General features: G+C 63.2%; 16 protein-coding genes. 6 read left to right on the forward strand and 10 right to left on the reverse strand.

Going from position 1 to position 17,481, the window contains the following annotated elements:
* The coding region (locus OXU42_08895; protein ID MDE0029498.1) for an ABC transporter substrate-binding protein at positions 1 to 403 on the reverse strand (403 nt) is incomplete at its 3' end.
* A 170-nt stretch (positions 404 to 573) separates the two neighbouring features.
* On the opposite strand from OXU42_08895, the gene OXU42_08900 reads away from it, so the two are divergent.
* The 5 genes from OXU42_08900 (at position 574) to OXU42_08920 (ending at position 8,059) form a co-directional block, all read left to right on the forward strand.
* Positions 574 to 1,344 carry a FadR/GntR family transcriptional regulator gene (locus OXU42_08900; protein ID MDE0029499.1) on the forward strand — a complete coding sequence of 257 codons (771 nt, stop codon included), beginning with the start codon at positions 574 to 576 and terminating at the stop codon, positions 1,342 to 1,344.
* Between the two features lie 100 nt (positions 1,345 to 1,444).
* Positions 1,445 to 2,407: a tripartite tricarboxylate transporter substrate-binding protein gene (locus OXU42_08905; GenBank protein ID MDE0029500.1), complete on the forward strand. Its 963-nt coding sequence runs from the start codon at positions 1,445 to 1,447 to the stop codon at positions 2,405 to 2,407.
* Positions 2,408 to 2,577: 170 nt separating this feature from the next.
* Positions 2,578 to 4,092, forward strand: coding sequence for a tripartite tricarboxylate transporter permease (locus tag OXU42_08910; GenBank protein ID MDE0029501.1), 1,515 nt, complete (start codon positions 2,578 to 2,580; stop codon positions 4,090 to 4,092).
* A gap of 29 nt (positions 4,093 to 4,121) precedes the next feature.
* Entirely contained in the window at positions 4,122 to 7,319 is a 3,198-nt protein-coding gene (locus OXU42_08915) for a UvrD-helicase domain-containing protein (GenBank protein MDE0029502.1), read from the forward strand.
* Positions 7,320 to 7,579: 260 nt separating this feature from the next.
* Positions 7,580 to 8,059 carry an RT0821/Lpp0805 family surface protein gene (locus OXU42_08920; protein ID MDE0029503.1) on the forward strand — a complete coding sequence of 160 codons (480 nt, stop codon included), beginning with the start codon at positions 7,580 to 7,582 and terminating at the stop codon, positions 8,057 to 8,059.
* 22 nt (positions 8,060 to 8,081) lie between these two features.
* On the opposite strand, the gene OXU42_08925 is transcribed toward OXU42_08920, so the two are convergent.
* From OXU42_08925 to OXU42_08955, 7 genes are all read right to left on the reverse strand, one after another.
* Positions 8,082 to 8,309, reverse strand: coding sequence for a hypothetical protein (locus OXU42_08925; GenBank protein MDE0029504.1), 228 nt, complete (start codon positions 8,307 to 8,309; stop codon positions 8,082 to 8,084).
* A 209-nt stretch (positions 8,310 to 8,518) separates the two neighbouring features.
* Complete coding sequence (locus OXU42_08930; GenBank protein MDE0029505.1) at positions 8,519 to 10,741, reverse strand: S8 family peptidase; 2,223 nt, start codon at positions 10,739 to 10,741, stop codon at positions 8,519 to 8,521.
* Positions 10,738 to 11,880 (reverse strand): ATP-binding protein, encoded by a 1,143-nt coding sequence (locus OXU42_08935; GenBank protein MDE0029506.1) that lies wholly within the window; start codon positions 11,878 to 11,880, stop codon positions 10,738 to 10,740. The genes OXU42_08930 and OXU42_08935 overlap by 4 nt, the downstream gene beginning before the upstream one ends.
* Before the next feature lie 200 nt (positions 11,881 to 12,080).
* Complete coding sequence (locus OXU42_08940; protein ID MDE0029507.1) at positions 12,081 to 12,977, reverse strand: ThiF family adenylyltransferase; 897 nt, start codon at positions 12,975 to 12,977, stop codon at positions 12,081 to 12,083.
* A complete protein-coding gene (locus OXU42_08945; protein MDE0029508.1) occupies positions 12,974 to 13,477 on the reverse strand; it encodes a hypothetical protein in 504 nt (167 codons plus the stop codon). The genes OXU42_08940 and OXU42_08945 overlap by 4 nt, the downstream gene beginning before the upstream one ends.
* Positions 13,474 to 13,806: a hypothetical protein gene (locus OXU42_08950; protein ID MDE0029509.1), complete on the reverse strand. Its 333-nt coding sequence runs from the start codon at positions 13,804 to 13,806 to the stop codon at positions 13,474 to 13,476. The genes OXU42_08945 and OXU42_08950 overlap by 4 nt, the downstream gene beginning before the upstream one ends.
* Positions 13,803 to 14,507 (reverse strand): multiubiquitin domain-containing protein, encoded by a 705-nt coding sequence (locus OXU42_08955; GenBank protein ID MDE0029510.1) that lies wholly within the window; start codon positions 14,505 to 14,507, stop codon positions 13,803 to 13,805. Before OXU42_08955 ends, OXU42_08950 begins: the two co-directional genes overlap by 4 nt.
* 172 nt (positions 14,508 to 14,679) lie before the next feature.
* On the opposite strand from OXU42_08955, the gene OXU42_08960 reads away from it, so the two are divergent.
* Positions 14,680 to 15,066, forward strand: coding sequence for a helix-turn-helix transcriptional regulator (locus OXU42_08960; GenBank protein MDE0029511.1), 387 nt, complete (start codon positions 14,680 to 14,682; stop codon positions 15,064 to 15,066).
* Positions 15,067 to 15,270: 204 nt separating this feature from the next.
* Here the strand turns inward: OXU42_08960 and OXU42_08965 are convergent, their stop codons facing one another.
* Entirely contained in the window at positions 15,271 to 15,786 is a 516-nt protein-coding gene (locus OXU42_08965; protein ID MDE0029512.1) for a tripartite tricarboxylate transporter TctB family protein, read from the reverse strand.
* A gap of 46 nt (positions 15,787 to 15,832) precedes the next feature.
* Entirely contained in the window at positions 15,833 to 17,293 is a 1,461-nt protein-coding gene (locus tag OXU42_08970) for a hypothetical protein (protein ID MDE0029513.1), read from the reverse strand.
* Between the last annotated feature and the right edge of the window lie 188 nt (positions 17,294 to 17,481).

Here is a 17,481-nt window from a genome sequence, read left to right on the forward strand (position 1 = left end):
CATCGTCCACCTTCTTCTGGAAGATGCCGTACATGGCCGCGGCGGCGCCGGAGCACGTCGGGCCGATGCCCACCAGCGCCTCGGTCTGCGATTCCACCTTGCGCACGACGGAGATCGCCTGGTCCGCGTTGCACGCGGAGTCGTAGTAGGTGAACTCCATCTTCGCCATGGTGCCGTCGCCCAGCTTGACGCCGCCGGCGTCGTTGATGCTCTTGACGGCGGCCTTGAGCACGGCTTCGGAGTTGACGCCGAACGAGCGCAACGGACCGGACTTCGCGCCCCAGCCCGCGATCTTGACGGTTCGATCGGCCGCGGCCGCCGGTTGCCCCAGCGCAAGGATCGAGGCAGCTGCGGCCAGAGCGGTTAGAGCGGTTACAATGGTCGCGAGTTTGGATTTGGACATCTTGACACCTCCCGTTAAATTCGGACGAACCCTTGAGCGACTCGGACTCGAAATTATACGGTCGTGGATGCTCTTCCGTTGAATTTGACGATCAATCTAATGTAACAAACTAGGGTAGCGGTCTTTATTTGTCAAACAAATTTACATTGGCAACGGAAGGGAGATGGGCGTTGGTCAAGGCGAAAGTGATCTACAAACCATTGATGACGGGCGGCCTCGCGAAGCAGATTGCCGAGCGCATCAGGGAATCCATCACCGATGGGAGACTCAAGGCCGACGACCGGCTTCCCACCGAAGAAGAGCTCGCTCGCCAGTTCCAGGTATCGCGGCCTACCATACGCGAGGCATTGAAACGGTTGGCTGCGCAGAGCTTGATCCGATCGCGGCGCGGCGCGACCGGCGGGTCTTTCATCAACCGGCCGAGCCGTGAGGAGGTCAGCTCCAACCTGACCACCGCCACCGCGCTCCTGGTGAGCCTGGGTGAATTCAAGATCCCGGAGATCCTGGAAGCGCGCCAGGAGTTGGAGTTGTTGTGCGTCCGCCAGGCGGTGTCCCGATGCGGACAGGCGGAACTCGACACCATGGCCCGCGAGGTCGACTACCAGCAGCGGGAGTCGATCTCGGACGAGGACTTCTGCGCCTCGGACGTGCGCTTTCATCGAGCGCTCGCCGACGCCACCCACAACTCCGTGTTGAAGTTCGTCATGTTCACCGTGATCGAGGCGTTGCAGCCGATCGAGAACATGGTGGTCTATCGGGTGCGCGAGCGTAAGGTAATCGCCCGGCAGCACGAGGAAATTCTGGCCGCCTTGCGGGTCAAGGACGAAGCGGCGGCGGCGGAAACGGTCCGGGAGCAAACCGCATACCTCAGAGAACGTTTCGACGCCGCACAGGCAATGAGAAAATCCCACTCGAAGTTCAGGCCGGCCGAGCCGGCCTGACCCCACCCGTCATTCTTGGCGTTTGGCATATTTGCCACGGAGGTGAACCATGCGGAGAAGAACGAGTTTGCGCAAGTCTTTTGCATTGGCCGGAGCGAGCATGGCGGCGATGCTTCTGTGCCTGTTGATCGGCACCACCGCCGGCGCCCAGAAGCTGCCCAGCAAGATCACGTGGATCGTGCCCTTCGGACTGGGGGGCGGCACCGGGACCTCGGCGCTGTTGCTGGCGCCGAAGCTGCAGGCGAAGCTCGCGGGCAACGGCGTCAAGGAAGTCAAGGTGGTGAGCCTGCCGGGAGCCGGCGGCACCGTGGGGACGAAGAGGCTCTACGGCTCACCGGCGGACGGGAGCGTCATCGGCAGCATGCTGCCGGCGGGCGGACTGGCGCAGTCCGCGACACGGGACGTGGGCTTCGACCTCGCCAAGTTCACCTACCTGGCCAAGATCACCACCGCTCCCCGTTTCCTGTTCGTGAAAGGGGACTCCCCCATCAAGTCGCTCGACGACCTCATCGCGGAAGGAAAGAAGCGGGCGCTGAAGGTCGCCTCCGCGGGTGCGGCGTCGGCCGGGTCGTTCGTGCTGGCCAACCTCATCGACAAGACCGGCATGCAGGTGAAGGAGGTCACCGGGTACAAGAGCGGCCGTTCACTGGTGGTGGCGGTGGCGCGCGGCGACGTCGACACGACCATCAAGACCACCGGCGGCGTCATCACCTTCATCAAGTCCGGCGAGGTCCGGGGCCTGGTGCAGCTCTCCTCGGAGAAGGACAAGGATCCGTTCTTCCCGGACATACCGTCCGCCGAGGCCCTGGGACGCAAGGACCTCATGGCCGGCGGCATCCTGTACATCATCGTGGCGGCGCCGCCCAAGGTGCCGCAGGCCGTGGCGGACGTGCTGAGGAACGCCGTGCACCAGGTCATCATGGAGTCCAAGGCGGAGCTCGAGAGCAAGGCCCAGGTCATCCACTCTCCCGCCACCGGGAAAGAGACGGCCATGCTCGTGAACAACCTGATCAAGGACTATGCGAACCTGATCGCCCTCTACAAGGCGCAGCAGAAGAAGTAGGCTCGAAACAGGCTTGAAGCCTCCTACCGCACCGTCCGGCCCGGATGATCGGCGGATTGTCCTGTCCGCGCATCCGGGCCGGCCCTGGTGGCCCGGCCGCCAGGTTGGCGCACCACGCCAAGCCGCGCGTTCCATGGGCGTCGCGGCCAACACGCTGAAAGAGATGCTCCGTGATTGAGGCCATCGGCGAAGCGCTGCTCAACGTTTTCGGGTTTCCCAACGTCCTGGTGGTGCTTCTCGGCGTCACGGTGAGCATGCTCTTCGGCGCCCTGCCCGGCCTGGGCGGCATCGTCATCCTGACGCTGTCGCTGCCCATCATCATGGCGATGGAGACGAAACTGGCCATGATGGTCTTCGCCGCTTCCATCGGCGGGATCACCTTCGGCGGCTCCATCTCCGCCATCCTGCTCAACGTCCCCGGCACCGTCGCCAACATCGCGACGGTTTTCGACGGGCATCCGCTGGCCCGGCAGGGCCGCGCCGGCTACGCCCTCGCCATCTCCGCGACGGCGTCCGCCCTCGGGTCGGTGTTCGGCTACGTGATCTTCCTGCTGCTGCTGCCGGTGGTGCGCTCGGTGGTGTTCTCCTTCGGCCCGCCGGAGTTCTTCCTCATGGCGCTGCTGGGCATCAGCCTGATCGCGTCGCTGACCCAGAGCGAGCCGGTCAAGGGGCTCATCTCCGCGGGTCTGGGATTCCTGGTGGCCTTCATCGGGTACTCTCCGATTACCGGGGACGTGAGGTACGCCTTCGACCTGGACTATCTCTGGGACGGGGTCCACACGGGGGTTATCGCCATCGGCATCTTCGCCGTTTCCGAGATGTTCTTCCTGGCGGTGAAGGGCGAAGAGTTGGTCCAGGACACCGGGGTGGTGCGGCCCACGGTCAGGGACGTGCTGGACGGCGTCCGGTTCGTGCTCGCCAACTTCTTTCTGCTGGTCCGGAGCGCGGTGATCGGCTGCGTGGTGGGCATCATCCCGGGCGTCGGCGCCAATGTCGCGGCCTTTCTGGCCTATGCTCAGGCGCAGGCCACCTCCCGGAACCGCGCCAACTTCGGCCGCGGCGCACCGGAGGGCGTGCTCGCGCCGGAGGCTTCCAACGACGCCAAGGACGGCGGCGCGCTGCTGCCCACGGTGGCCTTCGGGATTCCCGGGAGCGCGCCCCACGCCATCCTGCTGGTGGGACTGCTGCTGCTCGGCCTGAACCCCGGCAAGGAGCTGCTGACCACGCACCAAGCTACGGTCTTCACCCTGGTGCTGGCGCTGATCGCCGCCAACGTGTGGACCTCCATCCTGGGGCTCCTCTTCGCCAACCAGCTCGTCAAGATCACGCGCATCCGGGTCACGCTCATCATCCCCATCGTCCTGGTGATCAGCTTCGTCGGCGCCTTCGTGCTGCGCAACAATCTCCTGGACGCGTTCGCCGTGCTCGTGTTCGGCTTCGTCGGCTACGGCATGAAGAAGTACAACTACTCCTTCATCACCTTCATCCTCGCCTACGTGCTCGGGGAGATCGCCGAAGTCTCGCTGTTCCAGACGCTGCTCATCTCGGACACGGGCTTCCTGATCTTCGTCACCCGTCCGATCTCGCTGGTGCTGACCCTGCTCATCCTGGCGGCCCTGGGCCTGCCGCTGCTCGGACCGCTCAAACGGGCGTGGCAAGCGCGGCAAGGCGCGGACGCGCCGTAGCGTCCGGCCGGTCGAGAACACCTGGACTCATGCTCTACTACGCCGACCTGCACGTCCACTCCCGCTTCTCCCGCGCCACCAGCCGCAACTGCGACCTCAAGCACCTGGCCATCTGGGCGCGCAAGAAGGGCATCGGCGTCGTCGGCACCGGCGACTTCACCCATCCGGCGTGGCGCGCCGAGCTGAAGGAGCAGCTCGTGCCGGCGGAGCCCGGCCTCTTCCGGCTGCGTCCCGACCTCGAGAAGGCCGTGGAAGCGGAGCTTCCGCCGGCCTGTGCCGGCAGCCTCAACCCGGTGCGCTTCATGCTGTCGGTGGAGATCTCCACCATCTACAAGAAGGGAGACAAGACCCGGAAGATCCACCACCTGGTCTACGCCCCGGACTTCGACGCCGTGGACCGGCTGGTGGCCGCCCTCACCCGCATCGGCAACCTCCACTCGGACGGCCGCCCGATCCTGGGGCTGGACTCGCGCCACCTGCTGGAGATGACCCTGGAGTCCGGGCCCGGCTCCTACCTCGTGCCCGCCCACGTGTGGACGCCGTGGTTCGCCGCGCTGGGTTCCAAGTCCGGCTTCGACGCCGTCGACGACTGCTACGGGGACCTGGCGCCGCACATCTTCGCGGTGGAGACGGGGCTGTCGTCGGACCCGCCCATGAACTGGCGGGTATCCTCCCTGGACCGCTTCCGGCTGGTGTCCAATTCCGACGCCCACTCCCCGGAGAAACTCGGGCGCGAGGTGTGCGTGTTCGACACGGAGATGGACTACTTCTCCCTGCGCCGGGCGCTGGAGACCGGCGAGGGATACGGCGGCACCCTGGAGTTCTTCCCGGAGGAGGGCAAGTACCACCTGGACGGACACAGGAACTGTAACGTCCGGCTGGAGCCGGACGAGACCCGCCGGCACCAGGGCCGCTGCCCGTCGTGCGGAAAGCCCCTGACCGTGGGGGTCATGCACCGGGTCGAGGACCTGGCCGACCGGGCTCCCGGCGCACAACCCCCCGACACCGCCGGGGACACTCAAGGGCTGATCCCGCTCCCGGAAATCCTCGGCGAGATCAACCGGGTCGGCCCCAAGAGCAAGCGCGTGGCCATGGACTACGAGGGCCTGCTGGCGCGGCTGGGACCGGAGCTTCAACTGCTGAACAGCGTGCCGCTGGAAGACATCAACCCGGTAGCGCCGGCGCTGGTGGCCGAGGCCGTGGCACGCCTGCGCCGCCGGGAGGTGATCTGCGAAGCCGGATATGACGGCGTTTACGGGACCATCCGCCTGTTCCGGGACGGCGAGCTGGCGCGGCGCAGCCGCGGAGCGGCGCTCTTCGAAGCGGAGGACATGAGCGCCGGAGTGGTCCGCGAGCCGGCGCCGCCGGCCGTGCCAGGCCCGGCGGGAGACCGGGAACGACACCCTGCCGACGCTGGACACGCGCCCTGCACGGCGAACCCGCCGTGGGACGACGTCTCGTCGGGGCAACTTGCGCTCCCGGTGAACTTCTCCCCCGGGAGCCGGGACCTCCTGGCCGGGCTGGACGCCGAGCAGCGCCGGGCCGCCGAGATCATCGACGGGCCCCTGCTCATCGTCGCCGGCCCGGGATCGGGAAAGACCCGCACGCTGACCCATCGGCTCGCCCACCTGATCGAGAGCCGTAAGGCCGCTCCGGGCGGCTGTCTGGCCGTGACGTTCACGCGCCGGGCCGCTGATGAGATGCGCAACAGGCTGCGGGCGCTCCTGCCGGACACCTGGGCCGACATCCCGCTCCACACCTTTCACTCCCTCGGCCTCGCCCTGCTCCGCGAGCACTGGAACGCCGCCGGGCTGCAACGCGGTTTCCGGGTGGCGCCGGAAGGCGAGCGCCTTCGGTTGATGCAGGAGGCACTGGCAATCTCCGAGCGCCAGGCCCGCGCCCACCTGTCGGCCATCTCCCACGCCAAGCGGACCGGCGCTTTCGCGGCCGGCGACAAGCTCGCGAAGGCTTGGGACGCCTACCGGCAGGCCCTGGAAACACGCAACTGGTGCGACTTCGACGACCTCGTCATCCGCGCCGCCGACGCCCTGGGAAACGATGCCGAAGCCCGCGCACGAGTCCGGCAGCAGTATCCCTGGGTGTGCATCGACGAGTACCAGGACGTGGACGAGCAGCAGGTACGCCTCATCGGGCAACTGGTGCCGCCCGACGGCAACATCTGCGCCATCGGCGACCCCGATCAGGCCATCTACGGCTTCCGTGGGGCGGATGTCCGCTTCTTCAACCGGTTTTCCGAGGATTTCCCTGGCGCCCGGGTGGTGCGCCTCGACCGCAACTACCGCTCCGACCGCAACATCGTGACGCTGTCGTCCCAAGTGATGGGCTCCGCTTCCTCGGCCGGGCCGTCCATCCCCGTGCTCGACGACGCACCCAACCTCGTCACCCTGCATGAGGCCCCGAGCGAGAAGGCAGAGGCGGAGTTCGTCGTCCAGTCGCTGGAAGAGATCCTGGGCGGACACAGCTTCTTCTCCCTCGACAGCGGCCGCTCGACCGAGTCCCAGGGGCACGATTTTTCGTTCTCGGACTTCGCCGTGCTCTACCGCACCGAGGCCCAGGCCGAGGCGCTGGCCGAAGCCCTCGCACGCTCCGGCATGCCCTTCCAGCAACGCTCCCACAACCCGCTGTCGGACCATCCCGGCGTCGCCGCCCTGGTGGAAGCCCTGGAGAACACCCCCGCCCCCGGCGCGAGAAGCGTGCGGGAGCGACTCGAGCGCGCCCGCGGCCCCGCCCAATCACCGGCCCCCGACACGCTGGAGGCCGTGGAACTGCTGCGCCCCCTGGCCGACGCCTGCGGCGGAGACCTGGACCGGTTCCTTTCCGAGCTGGCCCTCGGCACCCAGGTCGACACCTGGGACCCCCGCGCCGACCGCGTATCGCTGCTCACCCTCCACGCCGCCAAGGGCCTGGAGTTCCCCGTGGTCTTCATCGTCGGCTGCGAGCACGGCCTGCTCCCCCTGACTTGGGGCAAGCCCGAGCCCGAAGACCCCGCCGAGGAGCGCCGCCTGTTCTACGTCGGCGTTACCCGCGCCCAGACCCGGCTCTACCTGTGCCGTGCCCGCAAGCGGCGCTGGCGCGGCAAGGTCCGCGAGATGTCCCCCTCACCCTACTTGGCGGACATCGAGGAGAGGCTCCTGGAAAAAAAGCGCTCCCGGCCTTCCATTGCCCGTGCGCGGAAGCAGGACGATCAGTTGGAGTTGTTCTCGTAGGATCGTGTGGCCCGCACCCGCTCGGTTTGGCGAAACCCGATCCGTGATGCCTCGCCCGCTATGCGTGGTTCCCAGGTTCGACTCGGTATATTGAACGGGAGAACTGCTTGACTCTGCTGGCAGTTCAGCAACAATTAAGGGAAACTCTGATCAATTGTGAGAGCGCCCTTCGGAAATTGTTCAGAGCTTCCCAAGCCTATGGTCTCGGCGCATTCCACAAGGAGCGGGGATGCGGCCAAAGTAAAGTGGAAGGAGACTCCATGTACAACATTCTGAGACTGGCCCTGGTCGGTTTGTTGGCCGTATCCCTTTCCGGTTGTTTGAGCGGAGCCGGCGAGAAGGAAAGCGCGGGCACGCTGCTGGGCGCGGTGGCCGGCGGCATCGCCGGAGCGCAGATGGGCAAAGGACGGGGGAAGCTGGTCACGACCGGAATAGGCACGCTCCTCGGCGCGGCCATCGGCAACGAGATCGGCAAGTCGCTCGACCGCGCGGACCGGCTCGCCATGGAGCGGGCGACCCAAAGTTCACTGGAGACGGCGCCCGTCGGACAAACCACCGCGTGGAAGAACCCCGATTCCGGCAACCAAGGCACCATCACACCGCGCAAGACCTTCCAGCGCAACGACGGCACCTACTGCCGCGAGTTCACCCAGACCATCACCATCGGCGGCCGTACCGAAGAAGCCTACGGCACCGCCTGCCGCCAGCCCGACGGCACCTGGAAGCTGACTTCGGCGTAGAGCGCCGCGCCTACAGGCGGCGTCAAGACCCCTTCCCCGCTTGTAGGGGCGACCGGTCGGTCGCCCCTACAGGCAACGATCTCGTGCCTTCGACCGGGCGTGCTTCACCGTGCTCCTTGGGCCGCGGCTCGACGATTTCCGCATCCCACCAAAACGTCTCCTCCAGTTCCGGAACATCGCTGAAGTCCATGTCCTCGTCCTTCGCAGCCGCGATTTGTGTCGGCGTGAGAGGTTTGCGATATCTTTTCATGATAAACCCGCCTTAGGGGACGCCGGACGGGCCGACAAACGCGGTCTGCGTAGACTATCACGACCCAGCGCCGCGTTTTTCAACTCCCCGACGCCGACATAGCGAACCGCGCCGTAATTGTTGTGGGGGTCACGCGATGCCAGGACCAGTCAGCCTACAAGGCGCCTGTGTTCGCTGGGAACGTTATGCTCACACTCATTGGAGTATGATCATAACGTGATGGGTATTTCGACAACCGGCCGCAACGGTTCGATCAACGTCGCGTATTTGCGAACTATTGTATCGTAAAGGTCTGAAACCATCTTCGCCTGCACGCTGATCACAAGCGCGTAGGCGAGTTCCTTGTCCGGCGCGAAGTTCCGACCTTCGAGGCGCGCATTGTAGTGGATGTCAAATACCGGATTACGCAAACTGCGGCCCTGGAACGCTACCGCGCCATGGAGGCAATTTTCCCATTTCCAAGCGTCGTGGCGCAATGCGGCTCCCAGCAGGCCACCTTGCGTTTTTCCGAAGAAGCTTCTGGTGTTGGCATGGGTCTGCTTCCGGTCCTTGCGCTTCTGATCATGGGGCCGAAACGTTGCTTCGAGCCCGGCCCGCGTATAGTTGCCAGGATGATGCGGGTCTACGTCTGTAGCATAACACAATGTGGCCGTTATTAAGACCCTGCCAGGCATCGTGCCGGAAGGCACGGGGATTCGAGCTCTAATGTACTGCGCCGGGGCGATCCCTCCCTGATAAACGACTCGAATTGTGTCCTCATCACACAGCACTATGTCCTGAACTGATCGTGCGACGCGGCCGCGCCCGACATCTTCACACGGATAGTTGGAGGGCTCTGTCGTATGGATGAGCAATGCGCGGATCGCGAGGGTGCTCAGGCTTGCTCCAAAATGGGCCCTCACGCCGGTCGCAAGGCGCAAGACCGAAGGTGCAGAGAACGAAGTACCTTCAGTCGCCTCCAGTCTGGGCTTGGCTTCTTCGCTCACCACAATGAACGGCCGCTGCAGGCATCCACCGAATTCGACTAAGTCCGGTTTGACCAACCCGGGGCTTCGGCCTGGACCTACCGAACTATAGGTGCAACGTTGCCAGGGCGTTTCCGGACTGTCGCAGGCTCCCACGGAGAGTCCGTTCACGCAATCAGCAGGCACCTGAATGCGATTAAGGCCCGTGGCGGCATCCCCCTCGCCGTCGTTGCCGACGGCAATGGTGGCGAGCGTCGTGCCGCGTGAAAGGCGATCATCAAGGACAGCGGTCCACGCATGCACGTCGTCGTCTTCGATCGGAAGTCGCGGGCCGATGCTGAGATTGATGAAGTCGTACTCCTTCTCGACCAGAACTTTATCGATGCGATGTAGCACTTCAAACAGTTCATGTGGGTTTTGACCCGGAGCGATGTCGAGGACGCGGTAGTGATCAACCGGTGCATATGGCCTGTTAATCGGCTTGGTGGGATCGATGTGCCCGAACAGAAACGCGGACGTCACCGCGACACCGTGCTCTTGAAGGTCGGTGCTTGCGGTGCCTACCCCTGCTGAATCAATCGGATTGGTCCAGACCCTCAGCGGATGACCTTTCGGAATGCCACCGTCGAAGATCGCCGCGCGAATATTGGGGTCTAACGGCTCTCTGAATGGAAGTTGGATGTCTCGCATAGGTACGCGCGATGCGCGGAACGTCGGTCGCATCATTCGCAGCCGCGGCATCTGTCTCAGTGCGCGCACCGGCGTGAACATCGCGATCTCTTCCGCAAGGGGTGCTGGCGCATCGAGTTCGACGAAGCAAAGACCGCCTGCATAGAAGCGGTGACCAACTTTCTGATCAACACCGAGGCTCGCGAGATAATCGCGAAACCCGTGAATGACCTGGTTCTGATCGCGTTGGCCGTCCGTATGAAGGACGACTTCAAACACCGTATCGCCGAGCTTCGGAAGCTTGCCCTTAATCTTGTCGCGCACCGTCGGGGCGGCGACCCGTTCGATCGTGGTCAACTCCAAGCCGCCTTGAACTTGGGCATTCCAATTGGGTAGGTCAGAACGCCATGCGCGAAAGGCCGAGCGCGTTCCCATCACGAACAACTCAGTTGTGATGGCCTCCTCCGGCCGGCGGTCCCTAGAACGCTTTTCCGGTGTGATGCGACGCGGTCTGCTCCCGACGGCTTCGAGGCCGAGTGTCCTGAACAGACCATCGGGAAAGTAGGACTTCGCGATATATTCAGGATTGAGTGTAACCGTAGCCACGGCCTGGTCGCCCGGGCAAGCCACGTCCGGCAACCGGTCGATGCCTCGAACAACCCGAGACAGCATCGGTATCAGCCGAGCCTTAGCTTCCGTCAAGGTGTAGGGGTGGTGTTTCGGGCCGCCCCCGCGGACGCCAGCGACATCCTCAACAAGGCGTTCGCCCTTGCCGAGGAGGAAATTGCGATTGGTCATGCAGTTCCTCCCCCGTTACGTTGCCTCGGCCGCTTTGCGCGGGCCGTGTGGCTGCGGATCGTGTCCCTCGCGACGCTGGTAAGATCGCTGGCCTTTCGTTGCGAAAGTAGACCCTGCTCTACAACCATCACCGCCAAATCAATGCGCGTAGACTTGGAAAGTGCGCGACTGGACACGAAGACAACGAACTGCTCGTCGAGAGATTTATCTCCTAGAGCCGCGGTCCGGCGGACCACAGCAAGATCACGCTCGATATCGCTGAGCGAGCGGCCACGGAAGGCAATCCCGAGAATGCTACCCCATTGCTTGGCCACGGGGGAGTATGGTGCAAGCATGGCTTCGACAAACCGCGCTATGGCAACCTCATCCGGCAGCGGAAACGCAACGTGCATCTCGAAGCGTCTCCAGATGGCAGGGTCAAGGAGATCCGGATGGTTGGTTGCGCCCAAGAGCATTCCGGAAGAGGGCCAGTCGTCAATCTGTTGAATCAGGACTGTAACCAGTCGCTTGAGTTCGCCAATCTCACCGCGGTCGTCGCGACGCTTGGCGATAGCATCCAACTCGTCAAGCAGCAGTACGCAATCTATGTTCTTCGCGTATTCGAGAACGTGCCGCAGGTTGCTGCCAGTGCGGCCAAGGTAACTGCTCATGACCGCAGCAAGATCCAGAATCAGCAGTGGCTTCTTCAACTCGCGCGCGAGCCAGCGTGCAGCCATCGTCTTGCCAACGCCCGGTGGTCCAACGAACAACGCGGCACGCGTGGGGTCCAAACCGGCGCGCACCAACGCTTCCAGATTCTGACGCTCCTTGACCAATTGACTGAGAGATGCCGCCAGACTCGGCGCAAAGACCGGTTCGTGATTAAGCATCGGATGGGTCTCGACCTGCATTAGATGCAGGCGGGTGTCGAGATCAACCGGCAGCGGAAGCTCGGCCTGCCGCAACGGTGATGCGGGGGTGGCGGATTCATGAAGTAGAGTCGTCAGCGCTTCAGCCAATTGCGGCACGGCACGGTGATGGCGTTTGGCAATGCGACGGAGGACAACTTGCACGTCCTGCGTCCGCCCGGAAAGCGCAATCCGTGCAAGTTGGAGGAACTCAGCTTCGATGTCGGTGGTCTTTTTGCGCTCTTGTTTCATGGTCCTATCGGCATTTGAGATTTCCGAAATCAGCAGTTTGCGGGTGGACGGAAAGCAACCATACCTGATCCAATTTCGTCCACTTACCATAAAAAATCCTTAAATCCAAATAGTTAAAGTGGACGAAAACACACGTAAAGTTCCGACCGGGCTGCGGAGAATCAGATGATCCTCTCGCAGCAGGAGTCTCTGTTCGTGGTTCAGTTCAATGGCCGCATACGACGCCAGAGGGCGTGCCACCACGACGTCCGACTGCTGGGCGCACGTGGATCTCCACGCTCACGACACAGATGCGTTCGGACGTCGAACATCGGATCACCCGTTTCACCGGGCGGATGGTGTGGGCAAATGCACTCTCTGAGGGTATCCATATACGGGCTACGCGATACCGTACCTTTGTTCCCGTCGTACTCTAGATATACGAAGGCAGGGGGATTCCCATACCAAGGCGTGAGCATCTGGGTCAGCAGCCCTATCGCCGTAGAAGCAAGAACGCCATTCGACCACACCACCTGCGGTCGCCCGCCGGCCGCACCGTAGCGGTTAGCCTCGCGCTTGACGCGGTCATCAGTAATGAGGCCGCAACATCGCAGGCACGGTGAACCCGGACTGGAAAGGATGACTTGGCCGCTCACCAGAAACCCCTTCTTCCCGAGATCATGCACGTCCATGCCGATGTCGATGTACGGTATGAGGTACCGGCGTGCGAAGCGCTCAATCTGCTCGCGCTCTCTGAACGAGTCCACGGCGCCGACAATTAAGTCGGCGGTCTTCAACTGATCGGTCGCCGTATGCCAACTATCGCGAACGGAGACAACCCGTGCGTGAGGCTGAAGACCAAGGATGAGCCGTTGCGCGATGTCCGTCTTGGGACGCTCAGAATCGACATCGGCCAACGTGCCGCCGACGAGGCGGTTGGTGTTTGTGTCCTCGATTGTCTGAGGGTCCACATTGACATATCCGCCGATTCCCATATGAGCGGCCTGCTGGACCGCGTGCGAGCCGCCGCCACCGAGGCCGACTATGCCGATGGTTGCGGCATCCAGTACCATGTCGCTGTCAGGACCGAGGAAACTCTGGCGATCAAGCCGGGTCATACGACACTCCATTTTCGAAGAGGGGCACCAACTTCGACGAAGGAGGCGATGACGTGAGGCGATTGCGAGCGGTCGAACCAAACTAAACCTTGCCCCGCAGTGTCGCTGAGCACGATGGCGCCGTGTGCACGCTGCGGCGCGACCTTGAGGAGATCGGGAACGAACTTCGAGTTCTCGCGCAGGTCGATGGGACTAAAACTAGGAATCCCGCGCCCACCATGGGTATGGACGTGGAACAGCGCAACGCCGTCCTGCATGGCCCATTGCAGGGCGCCGCGAATCGCGTCGGCCCCCATCATTGCGCCGACACTCGGATCGCGGAGATATTCATCATCTCGCACTGGACGATACCCGCGTGCCAGCACCAGCAAGTCGGAACCGCAGGCGGACAAGCCCGCTGAAATGAAACCCACCCGCTCATGAGCTAACGGATGCCGCCGCTGGAGGTCGTTACGTATACTCGCCAGCAAAGCGGTCGTGATCTTGAAACGAACCTTCATGCAACAGCTCTCAGGTGTGCACACAGCATAGCCGACCACGGCAAGGTCGCAGGCACGTTGTTCCATGACGGTGCCCACCAATTTCGGTCGACCACACGATGCTGACGCCAGTTGTTGCCGTGGCTATCAACCTTGCGCTCGAAGAACAGGCGTGTCGTATAACCAGAGTGCTCGAAGGGCACGAGCAACAGGTCCATCGTTTCCGCACGGCCTCCGGCGGTGAAAGTGAAGGCCGGCAGCAACGCGACCGGCTTGCCACCCTCCTTGAGGAGGACAGCGATCTCATGCATCGCCTTGAGGCTCACGAATTCATCTGCCGAATCGCTCACGAGGAGCCTCCGCACGGGACCTGTGTGAAAAACTTCATGCCCTCCTTGATCGGGGTGGTCTGCCCTGGCTGAAGCGGGACGAGCTTGCCCTGCCCGTCGAGGACATTGAGCAGGTACCCGGCTTCAACGTCCAGAACGCAGCTCAATTCTTCCGTCGTGTAGGGGCCGCTTGGGATTTGTTTCTCGACGTCATTGTCCAAGTACACCGTCACGAGACGCTTACCGGTCCGCAGGTGCTCGGTGCCGGCGTCTCCGAGTTCGAGAATGCTGTCAGCGTCTAGGTCGGTGTCCTGGCCATCACGCTCCAGCACCAGCACCTCATCGTCATCTACGCTGGCTATGAAGCGTAACTCGGGTTCCGTGATCTTGGCGATGCCCCACTCGTAGCCTCGGTCATTTACCGTGAACCGGTACACGCAGTCGTTCTTGAAGGCCCGGAAAGCCTCGGTGCCCTTCCGGCGAAGATCGACTGGCTCGTCCAGGCCGACGGAGCGCGTACCGTGGCGGAGAAGTTGGATGAGGACGTAGTCCCCGGGCGGCAAGAACCCGGCTTCGCCCAAGATCTGCCCACCATTCGGCACGGGATCCTCGAAGCGGACTTCGACCTCGTTCACCGTGGTCAAAAACTCTCCGTCGGGTGCCGCTGGCCGGAAGCCCTGAATCTCGTCGGCGTTGTGGCAGGGATCACCCACCTTCGTCATGTGCATACTCTTTCCTCCTTGCTGTCTTGCTGTGCCCCAACTCCATGCCGGGGCTTATTGTGCTAAGATAACCACGCGCGCTTTGATTGTCAAGCAACTACCGAGCGCGCTTGACGAAATTAGCGACGATGAGTTACTTTTCGCAAAATTTGAGGATCTGGAGGTCCATTCAATGGCCCATACAGACGGCGGATATCCCGCAAAGCTTACCCTCGGACAATATCTCGCTTCCGTTAGACAGGATCGCGGACTCAGCCTACGTGAGGTCGAGAAGGCCACGAATCGAGTTGTGTCGAATGGGTACCTGAGCCAAATCGAGAACAATCAGATCAAGAGGCCCTCGCCCAACATCCTGCACGCGCTCGCGGAGCTATATGGAGTCAGCTACGATGCTCTAATGGAGCGGGCAGGTTTCGTCACGCCTACTAGAGCCCGCAACGTCCATCAAAGACACGGACGAATCGCAACATTTGCCGGTCAGAACCTAACCGAGGAAGAAGAAGCGGAACTTGTCCAGTATTTGGGCTTCATGAGAAGTCGGAGGAAGCTCGGTGATTGAAGCTGACAACAGCAGTCTCGACCCTGACCAGTTCCGGGCAGACCACCTTCTCAGAGGATGCTCGTCGGTATAAACTAGTAGTACCGGCCGCTGCGCAAGCGCTGTAGGACCGAAACGTCGTCCGGGCTTACGTACGGGCAGCCGGGCCGTAGTAGGCTCCTTCAACGATATGAGGGCATTCGGCCTCACTGCTCCAAAACCCGCTCACATCCCCATCGCCTTCCATGCCACCCCCTCGTGCAGGGGGGCGCCCATTATCACGATGAAGACGAAGTAGACGAACGCCCACGTGACGGCAGTGATAGAGAGGGTCGTGAGCCAGCTTTCGGAGGAGCGCAGGCGCATGAACAGGATCATGAAGAGGGGGATGGCGGCGAGATAGCCGATGAAGTAGATGAGCGCCACCAGGAGCAGAAGCCACGAGGCGAAGCCGAGCTCGCGGCGAAAGACGTTGCCGGAGGGGCGGGATTCCTCGGCGGGTTCGGCGGCGCGCCCGGTCTCGATGCCGAAGAGGTCGTATTCCCGGAAGAAGCTGAAGCGGCGGCCGACGGCGGGGATGGCGTCGATCAGGAACTGGAACAGGGTCAGCAGCAGCGTGGGGACGGCGATGATGAGCGGCACCAGGCGGGCGCGCGGCTGGTACTCCAGGGCGAGGATGAGGAAGCCGAGCACGACGACGAAGACGCCGAGGGTGAACAGGGTGCGGTCGTTGAATTTCACGGGTGCTCCTCTTCAGGTCATGCGGACGCCGGCGACGCGGAGGCGCTCAGGCTTCCCGCTGCCCAAGGTGCATGGACAGGCCCCCCTGCCGGACGTGGACTTGCCGCAACTCCCGGGCGCCGGCGAGCTGCTTGAGCAGCACGGAGACCGGGCGGCCGGCGTCGAGGAATTCCCTGGGAGCGCCGGCGTCCAGCATGGCCTTGACGGAGTCCGTGCCGACGATGACCCGGAGCACCATTTCCTCGTCGGAAACGCCGGGGCCGCCGAATTTTTGTCGCACCTCGTTCAGCGTGGGCTCGGGCCGGACCCAGGACCTCCACTCCTCCGCCCGCGGGCGGCTCAGTATCCTGTCCTTGACGTCCGGGTTCATGAGGCGCGCGCCCTCTTCTCCCCAATACCCCAGCGCGTACTGAATGCTCTGGTCGGTGACCTCCTTGTAGCGCTCTCCCACCATGACGTTGACCGCCGCCTGGGTGCCCACGAACTGCGCCAGGGGCGTCACCATGATGGGGTAACCGTACTCCTCGCGCACGCGCCCGGCTTCCTCCAGGGTCTCTTCGATCCGGTCGCCCATGCCCACCGTCGCTAGCTGGTAACGCAGGTTGGAGATCATGCCGCCGGGCACCTGGTGCAGGTACTGCGCGTGGTCGTACTCCCGCGGCGCGCCGAAGGGAAAATTCTCCTGGCGGGCCACCCGGGTGAAGTGCTCCTCCACGGGCTTGACGGCTTCCAGGTTCACCATCGGAGTCAACCCCATGGCCTGGGCGTTGGCCGCGACGTTGAAGATGGAGGGTTGGGCGGAGCCGTTGGCCAAGGGCGGTACGGACGTGTGCAGCGTCCTGACCCCCAGCTTCAGGGCTTCGACGTAGTTCAGCGGCGCAAGGCCGTTGTTGCAGTGGGCGTGGAACTCGAGCGGGATGTCGCCGACGTTGGCCATGACCAACTGGAGCATCTCGCGGGTGCGGTCCGGCGTGAGCAGCCCGCCGACGTCCTTGAAGCAGATGCGGTAGGGCCGCAGCGCCGCCAGCTCCCGGACCTTGCGCTCGTAGTACTCGTTGGTGTGCTTGGGAGAGACCGAGTAGATGACGTTGGCCACCACCTCCATGCCCATCTTTCCCAGGGTCTCTATCTCCTTGGCGAGCACGGTGTAGTCGTTCCACGGGTTGGACGAGCGCGTGAGGGTGATGCCGTGGGCAATGACCCGCTCCAGCACGAGCCTGATCACGCACGGGGGAATGGCCTCGAACCCGGAGCCGAGGCCGCCATGGTAGCGCAGCCGGGTCCTGGAAAACTCCTTGACTCCCAGCCGCACCCAGTCCCAAGGATTCTCCTTCAGCTCGCGCACCTGCTTGATGATGCTGGCGAAGCCAAAGAACTCCATGGACTCGAAGCCGCAGCGGTCCATCTGCCGGGCGGCGCCCAACATGTGGCCGATGCGCATGCGCAGCGCCCACAGGCTCAAATGGCCGTCCCTGAGGGTGGTGTCGATGAATCGGATTTCGTTCATGTCGGTCCGCTCGTGATTGCCGCTCGCCCAGCCTCTTCTTCGCCAACGCGGCTCCATAGTACCGAAGGCCGTCCGACAAAACCAGTTTGCGCGGGTATTGCACCCATGATCCGGTCGCACGGCGAGACCCGATCTGATACCATGGCGCCTCTTTTTTGGGTGCGCAACGAAAATCCCGCGGAGCGCGG

It is taken from the genome of Deltaproteobacteria bacterium (assembly GCA_028818775.1).
Taxonomy (GTDB): Bacteria; Desulfobacterota; Binatia; order UBA9968; family JAJDTQ01; genus JAJDTQ01.

Coding starts and splice junctions, on each gene's coding strand:
- OXU42_08905 (MDE0029500.1), top strand. CDS start 1,445: ATGGCGGCGATGCTTCTGTGCCTGTTGATCGGCACCACCGCCGGCGCC.
- OXU42_08915 (MDE0029502.1), top strand. CDS start 4,122: ATGCTCTACTACGCCGACCTGCACGTCCACTCCCGCTTCTCCCGCGCC.
- OXU42_08920 (MDE0029503.1), top strand. CDS start 7,580: ATGTACAACATTCTGAGACTGGCCCTGGTCGGTTTGTTGGCCGTATCC.
- OXU42_08925 (MDE0029504.1), bottom strand. CDS start 8,309: ATGAAAAGATATCGCAAACCTCTCACGCCGACACAAATCGCGGCTGCG.
- OXU42_08930 (MDE0029505.1), bottom strand. CDS start 10,741: ATGACCAATCGCAATTTCCTCCTCGGCAAGGGCGAACGCCTTGTTGAG.
- OXU42_08935 (MDE0029506.1), bottom strand. CDS start 11,880: ATGAAACAAGAGCGCAAAAAGACCACCGACATCGAAGCTGAGTTCCTC.
- OXU42_08940 (MDE0029507.1), bottom strand. CDS start 12,977: ATGACCCGGCTTGATCGCCAGAGTTTCCTCGGTCCTGACAGCGACATG.
- OXU42_08945 (MDE0029508.1), bottom strand. CDS start 13,477: ATGAAGGTTCGTTTCAAGATCACGACCGCTTTGCTGGCGAGTATACGT.
- OXU42_08955 (MDE0029510.1), bottom strand. CDS start 14,507: ATGACGAAGGTGGGTGATCCCTGCCACAACGCCGACGAGATTCAGGGC.
- OXU42_08960 (MDE0029511.1), top strand. CDS start 14,680: ATGGCCCATACAGACGGCGGATATCCCGCAAAGCTTACCCTCGGACAA.
- OXU42_08970 (MDE0029513.1), bottom strand. CDS start 17,293: ATGAACGAAATCCGATTCATCGACACCACCCTCAGGGACGGCCATTTG.